We start from the raw sequence: 16,871 nt of genomic DNA, 5'->3' as shown, positions 1-16,871 counted from the left end.
TCCTTCAACACCCACTTAGGATCGCGAATTAAATAACTTACAATTTTAATTGTTATTGTGGGATGGGCGTCCCGCCCCTCCTTTTTGGACGGGCGGGACGCCCATCCCACTTTCAAAAGTGGAAGTTATTTAATTCTCATTCCTAATAGCGACTGCTCAGGGAGATTGTGCTGTATTTTAACAACAAAAACTTATTTGAATACCTGTAGTAATCTCGCTAGGGCTCCTTTTAAATTGCTATTAATTCCTAGAGTTAAATATTTTAGCCACCCTCATTTAGGCACTGTCCACAACTAGATTATTGGGAATCAAGCTAAAAAAAATACGTAGAATATCCGGCTTTTGTCTGCTTAGGGAGCTTTCTACTGAGAGCAGTTGGTTTCAAAACAGCGAATTACCACGAATCAATTACTAATTGCCGATTAATTTATTCAGAGCGATTCTGTTAGTCAAGTAAATTTTTATCGTTTTTTATCGCTGACAGCTAACCTTCAGCCCTAGGATCGGCTATATAATGTATTTGGAAGTACATTAATTTGTCCGCAAAGCGGTATAGTCCCATCGCCGCCGATCGCGTCAGCTTCTAAATAAACATAGTCCGCTGTCAATAACAGCAAGGAAGTGGGGAATCATGTCCAAAATTTTAGTAGTGGACGACGTTAAGAGCGAACTAGAAATTATCTGCCGCATTCTTCAAGATGCCGGATTGGATGTGATGCGGGCAGGTGACGGCGAAGAAGCGATCGCCCTGATCCGCAAAACCCCTCCGGCTTTGGTCGTTTTAGATGTAGTGATGCCACGAATGAACGGGTTTGAAGTGATCAGAGAATTGCGGGGCGATCGCACAACTGCCAAATTGCCCGTAGTATTTTGTACTCATAAAAACACCGAGATCGATAAAGCTTGGGGAACTGATTTAGGGGCCGACGCTTACGTCAGCAAACCCTTTGAACCTCAACAACTCGTCCACATAGTGCAGCGCCTGCTTTCAGCGTAAACCGAATATAAAGCGATCGGCCGCTTCCCAAAAAACATTATACCGACAAACCCCGTTTTTTTTAATAAACTGGGTTTTTGAATTCCATAAAAGTTTATGTTTAATGATAAAAACCTGCTTATTTGCCCAACCGCGATTTATTTAACGGAAACATTTGAGGCACCCAAAGTGATGCTGAAAAACTCGATGGGCGATCGGCTTTAGGGTCAAAGCAACACTCTAATTTGTAAGCTACACTAGAAACTAAAAATAAGCCATGAAAATAACGGCTCCCCCCGCTGGGGGGAATCAGACAAGTGCAACAAAGCAATTTCTCCTGTTCGGTCAAGGAGGCAGTCTGTTCGGCATAGAATTAGAGGCAGTGCGGGAAGTCCTTTCCCTCAAGGAACAACCGATTTCCCTGGTTCCCAATACCCAGCCATTTTTGCTGGGATTAACCAACTTGCGGGGCGAAATCTTAGCAGCGGCAGACTTTGGACTGTTTGTAGGTATTGAGTCGGTTGACACCTACCACCCAAACAGTCGCATCTTAGTGGTAGAAGCGCCCGATCCACGAGACGTGAGATTGTTGTCGAAAATGCGCCTGGGATTAGCCGTCTCCCGCGTCGAAGGAGTTTTACCTCTCAATCCCGATCGCATTGTCTCAGCACTAGATGTCAGTCCTGACCTAGCTCCATTCTTAAAAGGTCTGTACAATTCCGAAGGACGCTTGCTAATGATTGTCGATGTAGAAGCGATCGCCCATTCCGAACGCTGGTAAAAATCAACAATACAGATAAGTCTGCAACGGCTGTGCATGAATAAATTTAACTAACGATCGCCCGCATCCGATTTGCCCATCCTTAATCTTATGATCGAAATTCTCTATACCTGGATCGCAACGACTTTCACCCTGACGTTGCCTGACTTCTCCCAATCGGTGGTAACTGGAGCTGCTAATTGCATCATTTGTGTGTGTTACTTTGCCATCGCCTGGATAATCAGCTTAGGTTTGTGGCGAAACCGTCAATTCGGGTTCGACATCTTCGCCACAGCCACAGCAGGCATATTTTGGAGCTGCGCTTTCGGCCACAGCGGCCACGCCGCCGAATACCTAGGGCTGCCCCACTCTCAGGTGGCACAAAGTGTGTTCGATTGGATAACTGTAATGGTGGCGCTCGTTTTTTTGAGTTTGTCCAACCGTTACGGATTCTTAGTAGGTTCCAAGCAAATCTTGAGCTCTAAAAAAGAAACAGAACAAGCACTGAGCGAAACTACCCAGCGATTTCACGCAATCTTCGACCAAGCTTTTCAAGCGATCGCAGTATTAGATCCAGACGGTACTCTGATCGAAGCAAATCAGACAGCGCTAGAATTGGGCGATTTCCAAGCATCAGAAGTGCTGGGGCTGAAATTTTGGCTGACACCAGGGTGGGCATCATCTCCAACCAACCAGCAGCGCCTAAAAATGAACATTAAACAAGTCTCTGCAGGCAAGTTTGTCCGGGAAGAATACGAAATCACCGGCCCCAACAACCATGTGACAGTAATTGACGTGTCCTTTAAGCCGCTGTTAAATGAAACAGGAGAAGTATTTCAAATCCTCGCCGAAGGCCGCGACATTACCCAGCGCAAACAGACAGAAGCGACCTTGCAGCAGCTAACGGCAGAACTAGAGCAGCGAGTGAATGAAAGAACCGAGCAGCTCCTGCAAACTAATGCACAATTGGAACAGGAAATTCGCGATCGCACCACAGTACAAGAGCAATTAAAAGCCTCAGAAAAATTTTTAAACAACATCCTTAACAGCATCCCCGACCCGATTTACGTCAAAGACAAACAGCACCGCTGGTTAATATTAAACGATGCTTTTTGTCAACACCTAGGTCACAGCAGAGAAGAACTAATTGGCAAATCCTACGACCAGTTTTTGCCCAAACAGGAAGCAGAGACATATCGAAAAAAAGACGAATTAGTTTTTTTGACAAATACCAGCACCGAAATCCAAAAAACTATCACAGACCAAGCAGGAAACACCCGCTTTGTCTCCGCCAAAAAATCTACCTTTGTAGATGCCGAGGGTAGACAATTTCTCGTTTGCGCGATTAGAGATATCACCAATCGCGTGCAAATGGAAGAACAACTGCGGCAGACACTGGCAGAAGTAGAAAGCTCCCAAAACTTGCTGCGAACAGTCATTGACGCTACGCCAGACTGCATTTTTGTCAAAGATCGAAACTTGCGCTACACCCTAGTCAATGCAGGTTTCGCCGCCGCCTTCGGCAAAACCCAAGCAGAAATTATCGGTAAAGACGACGCAGAAATTGGTATATCGGTCGATCGCATCTTCGCCAACTTCCACGCCGAAACCGATTCCGAGAACCAAATCCAAAACTTCCGGGCCGGCAACCACCGGGAGCATCCCGGTTACAACGACTTAGCCACCTTAGCCGACGGCAAAGTACACAGCTTCGACACCCAGAAATTGTCCCTCAAAGATGCAGAAGGCAACATTTTAGGAATGCTCGGCTTGGCGCGCGACATCACAGATCGTCGCAAATCTGAACAAGAACTATTGCGGTTCAAAGCAATTTTAGAAACCACAACAGACTGGGTAGGCATCGCCGACACCCAACAGCGCACCATTTATATCAACCGCGCAGCCAGAGAAATGTTGGGAGTTGGCTCTGACGCCGATTTAACCGGAATCCGCATTTCTGACCTGACATCCCCCAAAAGTATCGACACTCTTGTGAACGTCGGCATCCCCGCAGCTTGCCGGGACGGGGTGTGGAGTGGCGAGACAGTTTGGCAGAGTTTAGACGGCGAAGAAATACCAGTTTCTCAAGTAATTGTTGCCCACAAATCCGAGAATTCAGAAGTTGAATTTATCTCAACGATCGCCCGCAACATTACAGAACGCAAGCGCGTAGAAGAAGCCTTGCAGCAGAACTTGCAAATGCTCGACCTTGCCAGCGATGGCTTGATCGTTCGGGATATGGACGGCACGATTAATTATTGGAGTCAGGGAGCCGAACGGATGTACGGCTGGACAAAAAAAGAAGCCTTGGGGAAAATCACCCATACTCTATTGCACACCATTTTCCCCCAGCCTTTAGCCGCTATTTCGGCACAGTTAGAAGAGCAGGATTATTGGGAAGGAGAAGTAATTCACACCACCAATTATGCTACCAAAATTACCGTATTCAGTCGCTGGAATTTGCAGCGAGATGAACAGGGAAAACCGAAAGCAATTTTAGAAACTAACAACGACATCACGGAGCGCAAGCAAGCAGAAATCGAAAAGCAAAGATTGATTTCGCTCGTAGAAAGCAGCTCGGATTTTATCGGCACTGCCACCATGGAGGGAGAGGCAACATACCTGAATGTCGCGGGAATGAAACTAGCAGGATTGCTAAATATTGAAGAAGTCAAAAGCAAAAGTATGTATGACTTCTTCTCAGTAGAAGATGGTAAGATTTTCAAAGAAGAAATCGTGCCGGCTACTGTACGAGACGGTTTTTGGCAGGGCGAATTCCGCTTGAGGAACTTTCAAACCGGCGAAGACTTTCCCGTTGACTTCACCCTATTTACAGTCAAACACCCAGAAACCGGCGAGCCGATGGGGTTCGCAACAGTTACTCGCGACATCACCGATCGCAAACGTGCAGAAGAGATGCTGCGCGATCGCGAAAGACTATTCCGAGCCATTTTCGACCAATCGTTCCAATTCATAGGTCTGCTCAAACCGGACGGCACCGTTTTGGAAGCCAACCAAACAGCCCTCGCCGCCGCAGGCCTGCGGAGCGAAGAAATAATAGGCACTCCGTTTTCCGAAACCCTGTGGTGGCAGATTTCCCCGGAAACCAAGCAACAGATACAAGAAGCGATCGCCCTCGCCGCGGCGGGCGAGGTAGTCCGTTACGAAGTGGATGTGCTAGTTGCCAACGGTGCAGTGGCGACAGTTGACTTCTCCATCAAACCCATCACAGACGACAGTGGCAAAGTCTTGATGCTAATTCCAGAAGGCCGCGACATTAGCGATCGCAAAGCCCTAGAACGAGAATTAGTTTTGCGTCAAACCCGCTTTGACGCATTTTTCACAGCCGCCCCGGCCTCAATGTTTATTTTTGACGAGCAGTTGCGCTTCGTCCAAGTTAACGAGAAATTAGCCGAAACCACCGGCGTCTCAGTTGCCGAACACCTCGGCAAGACTGTGAGGGAAGTTATACCCGAAATGATCGATACCCTACAGCCGATGTTGCAGCAAGTTCTTGTCACCAACCAACCGTTTTTAAACGTTGAGGTGTCGGGCACAACCGTCAACGAACCGGGCGTCCTGCGAGATTGGCTGGCGTCATACTTTCCTTTGCCCGGCCCTGACGGCAAACCCATCGGTGTCGGCGGTGTGGCGATCGAAATTACCGATCGCAAAAAAGCAGAAGAAGAGCGCGATCGATTTTTTACCCTTTCCCTAGACTTGGTTTGTATTATAAGTTTTGAAGGCAAATTCAAGCGTATCAATCCCTCTTGGGAAAACACACTCGGCTACAAGGCGCATGAACTCGAAGACAACTATTATATCGATTTAGTCCATCCAGACGATCGCGAATCAACCCGAAAACAAGCGGAAAAAGTAGCTAGTGGCGCCGAATTAAAATCTTTTGAAAATCGCTACCGCTGCAAAGACGGTTCCTACAAGTGGCTGTCGTGGAAAGTGCGACCTGAAACCGAACAACAGCTCATGTATGCAGTCGCTCGCGACGTTACTGAAAGCAAACAGGCGATGGTGCAACTGGAAAAAACAACAGCCCAATTAGCCCGTTCCGAAGACCAATTTCGGCAACAAACCAATCTCTTGCAACTGCTAATAAATAGCATGGGCGACGGCATAATTGCTGCCGACGAAAAAGGCAATTTTGTGTTGTTCAATCCCGCCGCCGCAGATATCTTTGGCACGGGTTCGACAGATACTCTTCCCGACGAATGGTCGGCAAGATACGGTTTATTCTTGCCCGATACGGTAACTCCCTATCCCACAGCCGAGATCCCCTTAACACGGGCAATTAGAGGAGAATCTCCTGAGAACGTAGAGGTTTTCACCCGCCACGCAGGGAATCCAGAGGGCCTGTGGGTGAAAATTACCGGCCGGCCGCTCAAAGACGAAACGGGCGCACTCAAAGGCGGCGTAGTAGTTTGCCGCAACGTCACCCAGGAAAGAGCGTCCCAGCAGCAAATGCAGCAGTTGGCCGAGACACAGGAACGCTTGCTGCAAGAACTCAAAACGCGGCAAAATGCCCTAGACGAATCGGCGATCGTCAGCGAGACCGATCTGCAAGGCATGATTACCTACGTCAACGACGGATTCATTGAAATCTCCGGTTACAGCATGGGAGAACTCCTGCACCGCAACCACCGCCTCGTCAATTCCGGCTACCATCCCCAATCATTTTTTGAAGAAATGTGGGTGACACTTTCTCGCGGTTTGGTGTGGAAAGGGGAAATCAAAAACCGACGTAAAGATGGCTCGTTTTACTGGGTAGATTCGACGATCTCCCCCATCTTTGATACCAGCGGCACAATAGTCAAATATATCGCCATTCGCTTTGACATTACCGAGCGCAAAGAGGCAGAAGAACGACTAGGAAAATTAGCAGCAGAACGTAAAGCTGAAGCTGATTCTCTGACGCAGCAAGTCCTTAAATTGTTGGGAGAAATTAAAGGCGCGGCTCAAGGCGACTTGACAGTCAGGGCGGAAGTGACTAACGATGTTTTAGGTGCTGTCGCCGACTCTTTCAACTTCTTAATCGGTTCTCTGCGGAAAGTAGTAACGGGAATTCAAACTTTAGCCGAACAGGTAACATCTGCCACCGACGAGTCAATTAACAATACCAGTCAACTCACCCAACAGGCAGAAATTCAAGCAGCAAAAATATCTGCCATCATGCGCGAAATAGAGCGGATTGTGAATTCGATCCGCGACGTGCGAGATGTTTCGGTGCGGGCCGAAACAGTGGCTCAGCAGTCTTCTCAAACGGCTGAAGTCGGCGGTATGGCGGTCGATCGAGCTGTCGAAGGCATTAACGGGCTCCGGTTGACGATCGCCTCTACCTCGAAAATGATGAAGCGTTTGGGCGAATCTTCGCAGCAAATTGGCAAAATTGTGACTTCGATTTCTCAACTTGCTTCGCAAACTAATTTATTAGCTCTGAATGCTACTATTGAGGCGGCGCGAGCCGGCGAACAAGGTTTAGGCTTTGCAGTTGTTGCCGAAGAAGTGCGGAAATTAGCAGAAAGATCCGCCGGCGCTACGGAGGAAATCTCGGAAATTGTCGGTACAATTCAAGAAGAAATCAGCCGCGTGATGAAGGCAATGGAATCGGGGACGCTGGAGGTAGTGGAAGGCACTAAGCTAGCAAGCGAAGCTAAAACCCACCTCAATGCCATCATCGAAGTTAGTCGAGAAATGAATGCTTTGGTGCAGAATATTACTATTGCATCTGCCAAGCAAACTGTTTCTGCTGAGGGAATTGCTAACAGTATGCAGCAAGTCAACGAGATTGCGAATACTACCGCACAAAAAGGTGCGGATGTCAAAGCATCTTTGGACGAGTTGTCTGGTTCTCTGGGCCAATTGCAAAAGTCGGTGGCGAATTTCCGTTCGTAATTTTAGAACCCCGACTTATTGAAGAAGTCGGGGTTCTAGGTATTGTGGCAGTGTGCGATGATGAATGGTAAGATGGCTGAGTATTTGAAATATTTTTAGGTTGTGGCGATCGTGTTTGAGATTGAGTTTACAGACCAAGCGATTGAGGATTTGCAGTGGTTTAAGAAACACGAACAGAATGTAATTGTTGACGGTATTGAGGCTAACCTTTGTTATGAACCCACTACCGAGACGCGCAACCGGAAAGCCCTGCGTCCAAATAATACAGCAGAATGGGAATTGAGATTGGGCGTATATCGCGTTTTGTACAACGTTGACAAGCAAGTTAAAATTGTCAGTATAGAGCGCATCGCTGGTAAGCAGGGGAATAGATACATATTTCAAGGAGCAGAGGAAGAACTATGATGAACTGGGATTATCGAGTATTTTTTGAGGAGGGCGGGTACACAATTCGCACGGTGTATTATGACGATAAGGGTGCGATCGCAGCCTGCTCTGAAAAAGAAACCGCACCTTTTGGAGAATCAGTGGAAGAACTTCAAGAAGAATTAAACCAACTCCTTGCTGCTCTAAAAAAACCAGTTATTTCGGCTGACGATGTGCCGCCTCCAAGCGATCGCCCGAAGGCAAAAAGAGGAAAATCATTGCAAGCAGTGCGGCAACAACTTGGCTTGGGATCGGAAATAACGAAAGAAAATTCCTTGAGTTCAAACGATTAGCAAAGAACCGAGGTTATCGGTAAGAGTTCAAAACTACTGGCCGCTTATCTTGGCCGCTCATATGAATGATGACGATTTAAACGAATTAATAGATGCTTTTACCGCAGAATGCGAAGAGTTTCTTCAGTCAATGGAGACGAATCTGCTGGCGATGGAAGCTGCGGGTTTGAAAGAGCGACAAGCTGCCGTTAAAGAAATGTTTCGGGCGGCTCACTCGATTAAAGGTGCGGGTTCGATGTTGGGCTTTCAAAACGTATCGGCGGCGGCTCACACGCTGGAGGACTGTTTTGTCATTTTGCGCGATCGCACAGACTTGGCGGCCCTGGAACCGACTACTGTGAGTGTTTTGCTGCAGGGGGTGGATGCTCTCAAAAAGATTACGATCGAATCAGTTCAACACTCCGATGTCACAACTCCGGATCAAACGGAAAACTTGGAGGCGATCGCCCAAATTTTCGATCAGTTCCAGGCCAAGTACGGCAACTCAGAACCGTCGCCAGTCCCCACAGTCAGCCAATCGACCGCCCCGGAAACCCTGAAACAGATTTTTGAACACCAAGTGCCGGCACTCTTCAATCGCCTAGAAACCGAGCTTTCCCAAGCTCCCGAGGCAGATTTGGCAACAAGCGTCACCGCCCTCAACCAGGTTTACTACCAACTCTCCGGTTTGGCTGGAATGCTGCAATTGCCGGATTTTGGGAAAGTCGCCGCAGCCCTCAGAGATTTGATCGACTCTCCAAACTTGACTCTACAACGGTTGCAATCCGAGGGTTGGGCGATCGCCCAAAACTTGCAAACCGCACGCCAACAAATATTGGAAGGAAGGGCGATCGACATCCCCGACATCTCCCCCACTCCCCCCCACTCCCCCTCTCCCCCTCTCCCACTCTCCCCCATTTCCACTCCCCCCGAAATCTCCCCCTCCCCCACTCCCCCCGAAATCTCCCCCACTCTCCCAGTCCCCAACCCGCAAAGGCCGACAATCCGGGTAGACTTAGAACGCTTAACGGAATTGGTGAATCTAGTCGGGGAATTAGTCATCAACCGTACAAATTTAGAACTTCAAGAATCCGAACTGCGGGGCGAAGTCAAGCGCATCCGCCGCAACATCGTAGATTTGAACCAATTCGGCGGTCAGTTGCGAGAAGAATACGACAGACTGAGCTTTGCAGAGTGGAGAGGGGGAAACGGGAACTCTGGATTGGGAAAACTTGCAGCCGCAGAAACAGAATTCCCCATGATTGCTAACGGCAAATCCTCTCCGGCCCATGCTCACTTCGATATCTTAGAGATGGATCGTTATACAGAGTTCCACTCGACAGCCGCCGAAGTCATCGAAACTGCCCAAGCAATTTCTCACTCCGCCACCAAATTAGACACTTTAGCCATGAAATTCGAGCGCAGTACCGACCAACTGCGCCGCATTACCGAACAACTACGCAGCCGCGTCATGCAGTTGCGAGTCGTGAGTTTCAGTCGCGCCGTCGATCACTTGCCCAGAGCCCTGCGGGAGATGTGTATCACATACGATAAAGATGTCAACCTGCTGCTAGTGGGAAGAGATACCAAAATAGACGAAAGTTTGCTCGATGCTTTGCGCGATCCCTTAATACACTTAGTGAGAAACGCTTTCGACCACGGCATCGAAATTCCCGAAGTTCGGCAAGCAAGCGGCAAGCCGGCCAGCGGTCAAATTGAAATAGAAGCCCGCCACCAAGGTGGCCAAACTATTATTACTGTCGCCGATGACGGCAAAGGTATTGACCCGGAAATGATTCGCCGTAAAATTGTCACAAAGGGTTTGGCTACGGAGGAACAAGCTCAAGAATTTTCCATTGCCGAACTCTACGATTTTCTGTTTTGGCCGGGTTTCAGCACTACAGAAGGGGTCAGTGACCTTTCGGGGCGAGGAGTCGGGCTCGACGTGGTGCGAACAAATTTGCGGACTGTGCGGGGGACTGTGAAGGTAGACTCTCGCCTGGGAAAAGGTACGAGTTTTATCATTAAACTGCCACTGCTGCTGTCGATTACTGATGCTTTGATGGTGAAGACAGATCACAATAAAATAGCAGTGCCGCTGGATGCAGTCGAGGAAATTCTGCACATTAAAGCCTCGGAAGTTCACATTGCCGGCAATCAGCCGATGCTGTGGTGGCGGGAGGAATTTATTCGTTTGGTGAGGATGCAAGATTTGCTCGAATACAGCGTCCTCCCGCCGGATGCCCCCTCTCCTGACCCTTTGACCCAAGAGGAAATTCCTGTCCTGGTTTTGGCTTCTACCGAAGGAATGCTGGCGGTGGCCGTGGAACGGCTGATCGGTCAGCAGGAAATTGTGGTTAAACCTTTGCCACCGCCTCTATCCAAGCCTCGCGGCGTTTTGGGGACTACGATTTTGGGGGACGGGCGCGTGGTGAATATTCTGGATGTGGACGATTTGGTGGGCCAACCTGTGGTAAATAGTTCGATCGCCGCTGTCTCCGGTAAAGTGCAGGAGATGCCGGCGAGTGCGAGTCGGTCACCGCAGATTTTGGTAGTGGATGATTCCTATACAATTCGCCAGTTGTTGTCTCTGACGCTGACTCGTGCTCGCTACCGGGTGGTACAGGCTAAAGATGGTGTGGATGCCCTGGAAAAGTTGCAAAATGGTCTTGATTGCAGTTTGGCGATCGTGGATATTGAAATGCCTCGGATGGATGGATTTGAATTGTTGCGATCGATCAGATCGACCCAGCGGTTTGCTAAGATTCCCGTAGCCATGCTGACATCCCGTAGCGGGGCAAAACATCGGCAAATGGCAATGGAATTAGGCGCAAATCAATATTTCACCAAACCTTACAGCGAAGCCCAACTTTTACAAGCTATCCCCAAATTAATCCACCACTCAATAATTTAATCCACAATCTCAAATTTCTAATCAAATAATCGCTAACCTCAAACGAAACTTAGACCAAAAGTAATTGCACCCGCTAATTATAGTTAAAAGCTACGCAGCCGACTCACCTACTAAAATCCCATAATCTTCTATTTAAAACCTAATATCTATTCTGGTTGTATCGGAATGATTTAACCGCAGAGGACGCAGAGGATACAGAGAAAGGGAAGAGAGAGATGAATAATTCAGATCCCAAGGGAGTTGATATAAAATGAATAATCTTCAATCTAAAATCAAATAATCCTCAATCTAAAATCTAAAATCTAAAATCTAAAATCGAATGACTCACGCCAATTACAATCGCCGCTTTCGGAGCAAGAAACACGCCACTGTTAGAATTGCTCCTCATAAGTTTGTTTCCTTTGAACTAGGAAATATTTACTATGCTGTTCCTATTGAGCGAGTGGAACGCATTGTTAAAAACTTTAATGCCTACGGTCTTTTACCTAACGGTAATAGTTTACTGCGGCATCAAGAAGAACTGATTACCATAATTAATTTATCCACAATATTTCCCAGCAGTCCGAGCATTACTGAGTGCAAATACCTGATTATTTGTACTTTAAATAAAAGCGCTCGGTTGGGAATTCCCCTTCCTGATATGCCAAAAATTTTGGAAATTACCGAAGAAAGCTTCTGCGAGATTCCTGAATTGTACCGTCAACAGCAACTGCCTCCGGTAATAGAAAAGTTAATTCGCGCACCTGATGGTTCCGAAGTTTTTTATCTGAATTTCGATTTATTTACCGAAATGTAGGGAATTCACTTTTCGAGGTATTATACCATATAAATGGTATTTTTGCAAACAAAAAGTTATTGATTTATGAAAAAACTCACAATAATGTCGATCGCCCTACTAATTTTTGCAGCAACTCTCGATTTGCCGAAGGTGGGGCTGCAACTAAGTGCGATCGGGCAAATAGAAACACCCCAACCAATCCCAACACCCCAACCAATCCCAACACCCCAACCAATCCCAACACCCCAACCACAAACACCCCAACAAATCCAAACACCCCAACAAATCCAAACACCCCCAATCCAAACACCCCAACCAAAAGCAAACGACCCCAAAAAGCTCGGCTACGTCTCCCCACAATTTGCCGAAAATTTCTCCCAGCAACAAATCGACCAAATCAACGCCAACGTCGAAACGCTGCTGCTAACTCAAAGCTGCTCCCGCTGCGACCTCCGAGCCGTAAAATTAGTTAACCTTAACTTAAAAAATCCCATCCTGACAGGATCGGATTTATCAGATGCCAACCTCAGCGGTAGTCGCTTCGAGATATCAGATTTTGTCAACACCAATCTAGCTCGCACAAACTTAAGCGGAGCCGAATTAGTAGGAGCGAGAATCAGCAACGCTAACCTTAGAAAAGCTAACTTGACAAAGACAAATCTAGACGGTGCAGACTTGCGATTTTCCGACTTGAGAGATGCCAATCTTTCCGATGCCAACCTCCGCAATGCTAATATAGATGGCGCTACTATCGATCGAGCAAGCATGGCCGGCACCACAATGCCCGACGGCAGGAAAAATAATTAATATAGTCTCGTTTCCGGCGCGATTGAAATCGCTTCTTTTCAAACAAAGTGGGGATGGCGTCCGAACGGAATCCCTTGTTCCCAGGCTCAGCCTGGGAATAAATATCTAGAGGCTCTGCCTCATTCCCTCGTTTCCTGCTTCCCTCTTCCCTCTTCCTTCCATCCGTTACATCCGTTACATCCGTTACATCTCGCGCAAGCGAATCCGTTGCCGAACTTCCTTCAATTCTATTCAAACAGCCAAAAACCTCTGAATCACCTCATCACTTAACTCGCTAGTGCTTCCAGAAGCCACAATCCCGCCTTTTTGCATAGCATAATACCAGTCAGCTTGCCGCACAAAATGCAAATGTTGCTCCACCAACAAAACAGAAATTCCCCTAGTCGCAACTACGCGGCGCACCGCAGCTTCAATATCTAAAATAATCGATGGCTGAATCCCCTCCGTAGGTTCATCCAAAACCAGCAACTGCGGCTCACCCATCAAAGCCCTAGCAATAGCTAACTGCTGCTGCTGTCCCCCGCTCAAATCACCTCCCAGGCGATCGAGCATAGTTTTCAAAACCGGAAATAACTCAAAAATTTCATCAGGAACTTCAGGATTTTTGGTTTTGGTTGGTTTCGCTTCCAAACCTAACAAAAGATTTTCTTTTACAGTCAAACGTGGAATAATTTCACGCCCTTGAGGCACATAACCAATGCCTAATCTAGCCCGCTGGTAAGTCAACTTAGAAGCAATAGATTCTCCGCCAAAAGCAATAGTGCCACTGCGCGGTTGCAACAACCCCATAATCGTTTTTAGCATAGTAGTTTTGCCCACACCATTGCGGCCGATCAAGCAAACCATTTGCCCCGCCATGACGCTTAAATCGACATCGCGCAAAATGTGACTTTCGCCGTAATAAACATTCAAATTAGAGACTTGTAGCATATTCTTTGGAGTAGTAATGAATAATTGGTAATTGGCAATCGGTAATCGACAACAGTCAACTAACTAATGACTAATGACTAATGACTAATGACTAATGACTTCTTACTCTTCAGGTTTTCCCAAATATACCTCAATTACTCGATCGTCATTTTGCACCTCATCCATAGTCCCCTCACACAAAACCGTACCCTGATGCAACACCGTCACCTGCCGCGCAATTTGCCGCACAAACTCCATATCGTGTTCAATTACCAACACCGAATGACTTTCGGCCAACGAAATCAGCAACTCCCCAGTTAACATCGTTTCCTCATCCGTCAAACCCGCCACAGGTTCATCTACCAACAACAAATCAGGAGATTGAGCCACCAACATTCCAATTTCCAACCATTGCTTTTCCCCGTGAGAAAGCAAACCCGCCGAAATATCAGCCTTAGCAACTAAACCAATGGTTTCTAACAAACCAGAAACCGTGCGTTTTTCAGCAGCAGAAGCAGGCTGGAACAAAGTTGAAAAAACATTTTTGTGGCGACTGCAAGACAATTCCAAATTTTCGCGTGGCGTTAAATTCAAGTAAACTCGCGGCGTCTGAAACTTGCGGCCAATTCCCAAACGCGAAATCCTATCTTCCGACAACTTGCGTAAATTTTGTCCCTTAAATAACACCCTGCCCTCAGTCGGCTGCACCTTCCCAGTAATTGAATCGAGAAAAGTAGTTTTCCCCGCACCATTGGGCCCAATAATAACTCGCAGTTCGCCCGCATCCATGCTGAAATTTAAACCGTTGATGGCTTTAAAACCATCAAAACTCACAGTCAAGTTTTCTATTTCTAATACTTTGCCATTCATAGGTAATTTCTCCGGGTAGGGTGCGTCAGTTAAAAGTCTCTCGGTAAGCCAGAAAATCTGTGGGCTGACGCACCTGAGAGCGCTGATTTTCTCTGAGAAGGTGCGTCAGTTAACAGTCTCTGGGTAAGCCGGAAAATCTGCTAGCTGACGCACCCTACACAAGCAGATAAATGGTTATTTTACTCTAAACTAAAACTGCTAGAGCTGCTCGAAATAGGAGGTGGAGAAGCAGCTAAAATCCGTTCAGCTAACTTCGAGAGTGGCAAACTTTGCACGTATACTTTTCCCGGCCCAGTCATCTTTGCCAAAAACAAGCCTTCACCTCCAAATAAAGCATTTTTAAACCCGCCAACAAACTGAATATCGTAATCTACAGTCGCTGCAAAAGCTACTAAACAGCCGGTGTCTACTCGCAACACTTCGCCAACTCCCAAATTTTTCTCAACTATTGTTCCTCCCGCATGAACAAAAGCTAGCCCGTCACCCTGCAACTTTTGCAGAATAAAACCTTCTCCGCCAAAGAAACCGGCACCGAGCCGCTTGGTGAATGCTACCTCAATGTCAATGCCGTTGGCCGCACAGAGAAATGAGTCTTTTTGACACAAAAATTTACCGCCAAGTTGGCCTAAATCTAGGGGAATTACTTTACCCGGATAGGGGGCGGCAAAAGCTACGCGGGCCTTGCGATTTCCGGCATTGACAAAGGTGGTAATGAAAAAACCCTCTCCTGTCAGCATTCGTTTGAAACCTTGAAATAAGCCGCCGCCTGTGGATGTTTGCATTTGGATGTCGCCTTCCATGTATGTCATGGTTCCAGCTTCAGCCCTGACGCCTTCTCTGGGGTCGAGTTCAATCTCGATGAGTTGCAAATCGTCGCCGTAGATTTTGTAGTCAATAATATCTGCCATATGTTGTCCCTCAAGTTAAAGAACGAAGCTACTTGCTACGGATATCTAAGTAGGTGGACATATATATTGCGTCTCCTCAGAGAGAAACGCAGATTTTCCCAAGTCTATTGCGATTGCTTTGTTTGTCTGTTGTAGGTGACATTTATTTATGTCAGCCTACTTATAAATTACACGATATTTTTGCACTCAATGTTCAAGTTCTTCTTTTTCGAGCTGCACTTGGGGGTCTTGTTCCAGGCTGGGGTAAGTAGATACGTACTTCGGTTTTCTGAACAGGGCGCGGATTTGGTCGAAACTTTGATCTTGCAGCCATCCGACTATGCCGTCGGGCAGGACTGTTACTACTATTAAAAATAGCGCGCCTTGGAAAAATAGCCACACTTCGGGAAATTGTTCGCTCAAAAAACTCTTGCCAAAGTTGACTAGCAGCGCTCCTAATATTGCTCCAGATAATGTGGCGCGGCCTCCCACTGCGACCCAGATTACCATTTCAATTGAAAAGGCAATATCCATTGCTTTTGGCGAAATGATTCCGGTTTGTACGGTAAATAATGCGCCTGCAATCCCGGCTAAACCGGCGGAAATTGCAAAGACTAAAACTTTATATCCTGTGGGATTGTAACCTGAGAAACGCAGGCGCACTTCGTCGTCGCGAATTGCTACTAGCAGGCGACCGAAGCGTCCGCTGGTCAGCCATCGGCAGAGGGCGTAACTTGCTGCTAGAAATAGTATGGTGAGAATGTAGAAAATATATTGAGTATCTCGGTCATTGACTGTGGCTCCGAACAAGGTTTTAAAGTCGGTGAGTCCGTTGGTGCCGTTAATCAGTTTTTGCTGACCGTTAAAGAAGTTGAAAAATACAATGGTTGCTGCTTGGGTAAGAATTGAAAAGTAAACGCCTCGAATCCGATTGCGGAATACTAAATAACCTAAAAGTGCACCCAAGATGGCGGGGATGAGAACTATTGCTAATGCTGAGAAGGGAAATGAATAAAATGGTTGCCAAAACCAGGGGAGTTCGGTAACGCCGTAGAGGTTCATAAATTCTGGCAATTGACTGCTGGCGGTTGGGGGAATTTGCAGTTTTAGGTGCATGGCGAAGGCGTAGCCGCCGATCGCAAAAAACACCCCATGCCCTAAACTAAGTAAACCCGTGTATCCCCAAATCAAGTCTATGCCGAGGGCGGCAATTGCTAGTGCTAAAAACCGCCCCAATTGATTGAGGCGAACGTCGGGGAGTATTCCTGGGATGAGTAAGATGAATGTGAGGGCGATCGCGCTGACAATTGCCGCTTCTTTTAGCCAGGGTTTTTGATGTGTTTTCTGCATTTTTCGCTACACTCG

Annotated in this window: 12 protein-coding genes; 8 read left to right on the top strand and 4 right to left on the bottom strand. The window is 47.2% G+C overall.

The window, feature by feature from the left end; all coding sequences use genetic code 11:
* The first annotated feature begins 631 nt into the window (after positions 1–631).
* The 8 genes from QUB20_RS04800 (at position 632) to QUB20_RS04765 (ending at position 12,840) form a co-directional block, all read left to right on the top strand.
* Positions 632–997, top strand: coding sequence for a response regulator (locus QUB20_RS04800; protein ID WP_333058429.1), 366 nt, complete (start codon positions 632–634; stop codon positions 995–997).
* A gap of 256 nt (positions 998–1,253) precedes the next feature.
* Positions 1,254–1,757, top strand: a complete 504-nt coding sequence (locus tag QUB20_RS04795) for a chemotaxis protein CheW (RefSeq protein WP_333058426.1) — start codon at positions 1,254–1,256, stop codon at positions 1,755–1,757.
* Between the two features lie 90 nt (positions 1,758–1,847).
* Positions 1,848–7,643 (top strand): PAS domain S-box protein, encoded by a 5,796-nt coding sequence (locus tag QUB20_RS04790; protein WP_333251114.1) that lies wholly within the window; start codon positions 1,848–1,850, stop codon positions 7,641–7,643.
* 102 nt (positions 7,644–7,745) lie between these two features.
* Positions 7,746–8,048 carry a type II toxin-antitoxin system RelE/ParE family toxin gene (locus QUB20_RS04785; RefSeq protein ID WP_333251116.1) on the top strand — a complete coding sequence of 101 codons (303 nt, stop codon included), beginning with the start codon at positions 7,746–7,748 and terminating at the stop codon, positions 8,046–8,048.
* Positions 8,045–8,362: a hypothetical protein gene (locus QUB20_RS04780; RefSeq protein ID WP_333251119.1), complete on the top strand. Its 318-nt coding sequence runs from the start codon at positions 8,045–8,047 to the stop codon at positions 8,360–8,362. The genes QUB20_RS04785 and QUB20_RS04780 overlap by 4 nt, the downstream gene beginning before the upstream one ends.
* 61 nt (positions 8,363–8,423) lie before the next feature.
* Positions 8,424–11,255: a hybrid sensor histidine kinase/response regulator gene (locus tag QUB20_RS04775; protein ID WP_333291198.1), complete on the top strand. Its 2,832-nt coding sequence runs from the start codon at positions 8,424–8,426 to the stop codon at positions 11,253–11,255.
* A 319-nt stretch (positions 11,256–11,574) separates the two neighbouring features.
* Positions 11,575–12,051 carry a chemotaxis protein CheW gene (locus QUB20_RS04770; protein WP_333244139.1) on the top strand — a complete coding sequence of 159 codons (477 nt, stop codon included), beginning with the start codon at positions 11,575–11,577 and terminating at the stop codon, positions 12,049–12,051.
* A 66-nt stretch (positions 12,052–12,117) separates the two neighbouring features.
* A complete protein-coding gene (locus QUB20_RS04765) occupies positions 12,118–12,840 on the top strand; it encodes a pentapeptide repeat-containing protein (protein WP_333242431.1) in 723 nt (240 codons plus the stop codon).
* Between the two features lie 231 nt (positions 12,841–13,071).
* Here the strand turns inward: QUB20_RS04765 and urtE are convergent, their stop codons facing one another.
* The 4 genes from urtE to urtC all read right to left on the bottom strand — a co-directional run bounded on the left by urtE (position 13,072) and on the right by urtC (position 16,856).
* Positions 13,072–13,770, bottom strand: coding sequence for an urea ABC transporter ATP-binding subunit UrtE (urtE, locus tag QUB20_RS04760; RefSeq protein WP_333244135.1), 699 nt, complete (start codon positions 13,768–13,770; stop codon positions 13,072–13,074).
* 102 nt (positions 13,771–13,872) lie between these two features.
* The gene (gene urtD / locus QUB20_RS04755) at positions 13,873–14,619 is read right to left on the bottom strand and encodes an urea ABC transporter ATP-binding protein UrtD (RefSeq protein ID WP_333242438.1); all 747 of its coding nucleotides are present in this window, start codon (positions 14,617–14,619) and stop codon (positions 13,873–13,875) included.
* A 179-nt stretch (positions 14,620–14,798) separates the two neighbouring features.
* The gene (locus tag QUB20_RS04750) at positions 14,799–15,527 is read right to left on the bottom strand and encodes a TIGR00266 family protein (protein WP_333244131.1); all 729 of its coding nucleotides are present in this window, start codon (positions 15,525–15,527) and stop codon (positions 14,799–14,801) included.
* A gap of 186 nt (positions 15,528–15,713) precedes the next feature.
* The gene (gene urtC / locus QUB20_RS04745) at positions 15,714–16,856 is read right to left on the bottom strand and encodes an urea ABC transporter permease subunit UrtC (RefSeq protein ID WP_333244128.1); all 1,143 of its coding nucleotides are present in this window, start codon (positions 16,854–16,856) and stop codon (positions 15,714–15,716) included.
* Positions 16,857–16,871 lie beyond the last annotated feature (15 nt).

The sequence above is a fragment of the Microcoleus sp. B4-C2 genome (genome assembly GCF_036705265.1).
Lineage (GTDB): Bacteria > Cyanobacteriota > Cyanobacteriia > Cyanobacteriales > Microcoleaceae > Microcoleus.
This window is presented reverse-complemented; position numbering and strand designations above follow the sequence as displayed.

Excerpts from the sequence above, each read along its gene's own strand:
- QUB20_RS04800 (WP_333058429.1), top strand. The coding sequence starts at position 632 with ATGTCCAAAATTTTAGTAGTGGACGACGTTAAGAGCGAACTAGAAATT.
- QUB20_RS04795 (WP_333058426.1), top strand. The coding sequence starts at position 1,254 with ATGAAAATAACGGCTCCCCCCGCTGGGGGGAATCAGACAAGTGCAACA.
- QUB20_RS04790 (WP_333251114.1), top strand. The coding sequence starts at position 1,848 with ATGATCGAAATTCTCTATACCTGGATCGCAACGACTTTCACCCTGACG.
- QUB20_RS04780 (WP_333251119.1), top strand. The coding sequence starts at position 8,045 with ATGATGAACTGGGATTATCGAGTATTTTTTGAGGAGGGCGGGTACACA.
- QUB20_RS04775 (WP_333291198.1), top strand. The coding sequence starts at position 8,424 with ATGAATGATGACGATTTAAACGAATTAATAGATGCTTTTACCGCAGAA.
- QUB20_RS04770 (WP_333244139.1), top strand. The coding sequence starts at position 11,575 with ATGACTCACGCCAATTACAATCGCCGCTTTCGGAGCAAGAAACACGCC.
- QUB20_RS04765 (WP_333242431.1), top strand. The coding sequence starts at position 12,118 with ATGAAAAAACTCACAATAATGTCGATCGCCCTACTAATTTTTGCAGCA.
- urtE (WP_333244135.1), bottom strand. The coding sequence starts at position 13,770 with ATGCTACAAGTCTCTAATTTGAATGTTTATTACGGCGAAAGTCACATT.
- urtD (WP_333242438.1), bottom strand. The coding sequence starts at position 14,619 with ATGAATGGCAAAGTATTAGAAATAGAAAACTTGACTGTGAGTTTTGAT.
- QUB20_RS04750 (WP_333244131.1), bottom strand. The coding sequence starts at position 15,527 with ATGGCAGATATTATTGACTACAAAATCTACGGCGACGATTTGCAACTC.
- urtC (WP_333244128.1), bottom strand. The coding sequence starts at position 16,856 with ATGCAGAAAACACATCAAAAACCCTGGCTAAAAGAAGCGGCAATTGTC.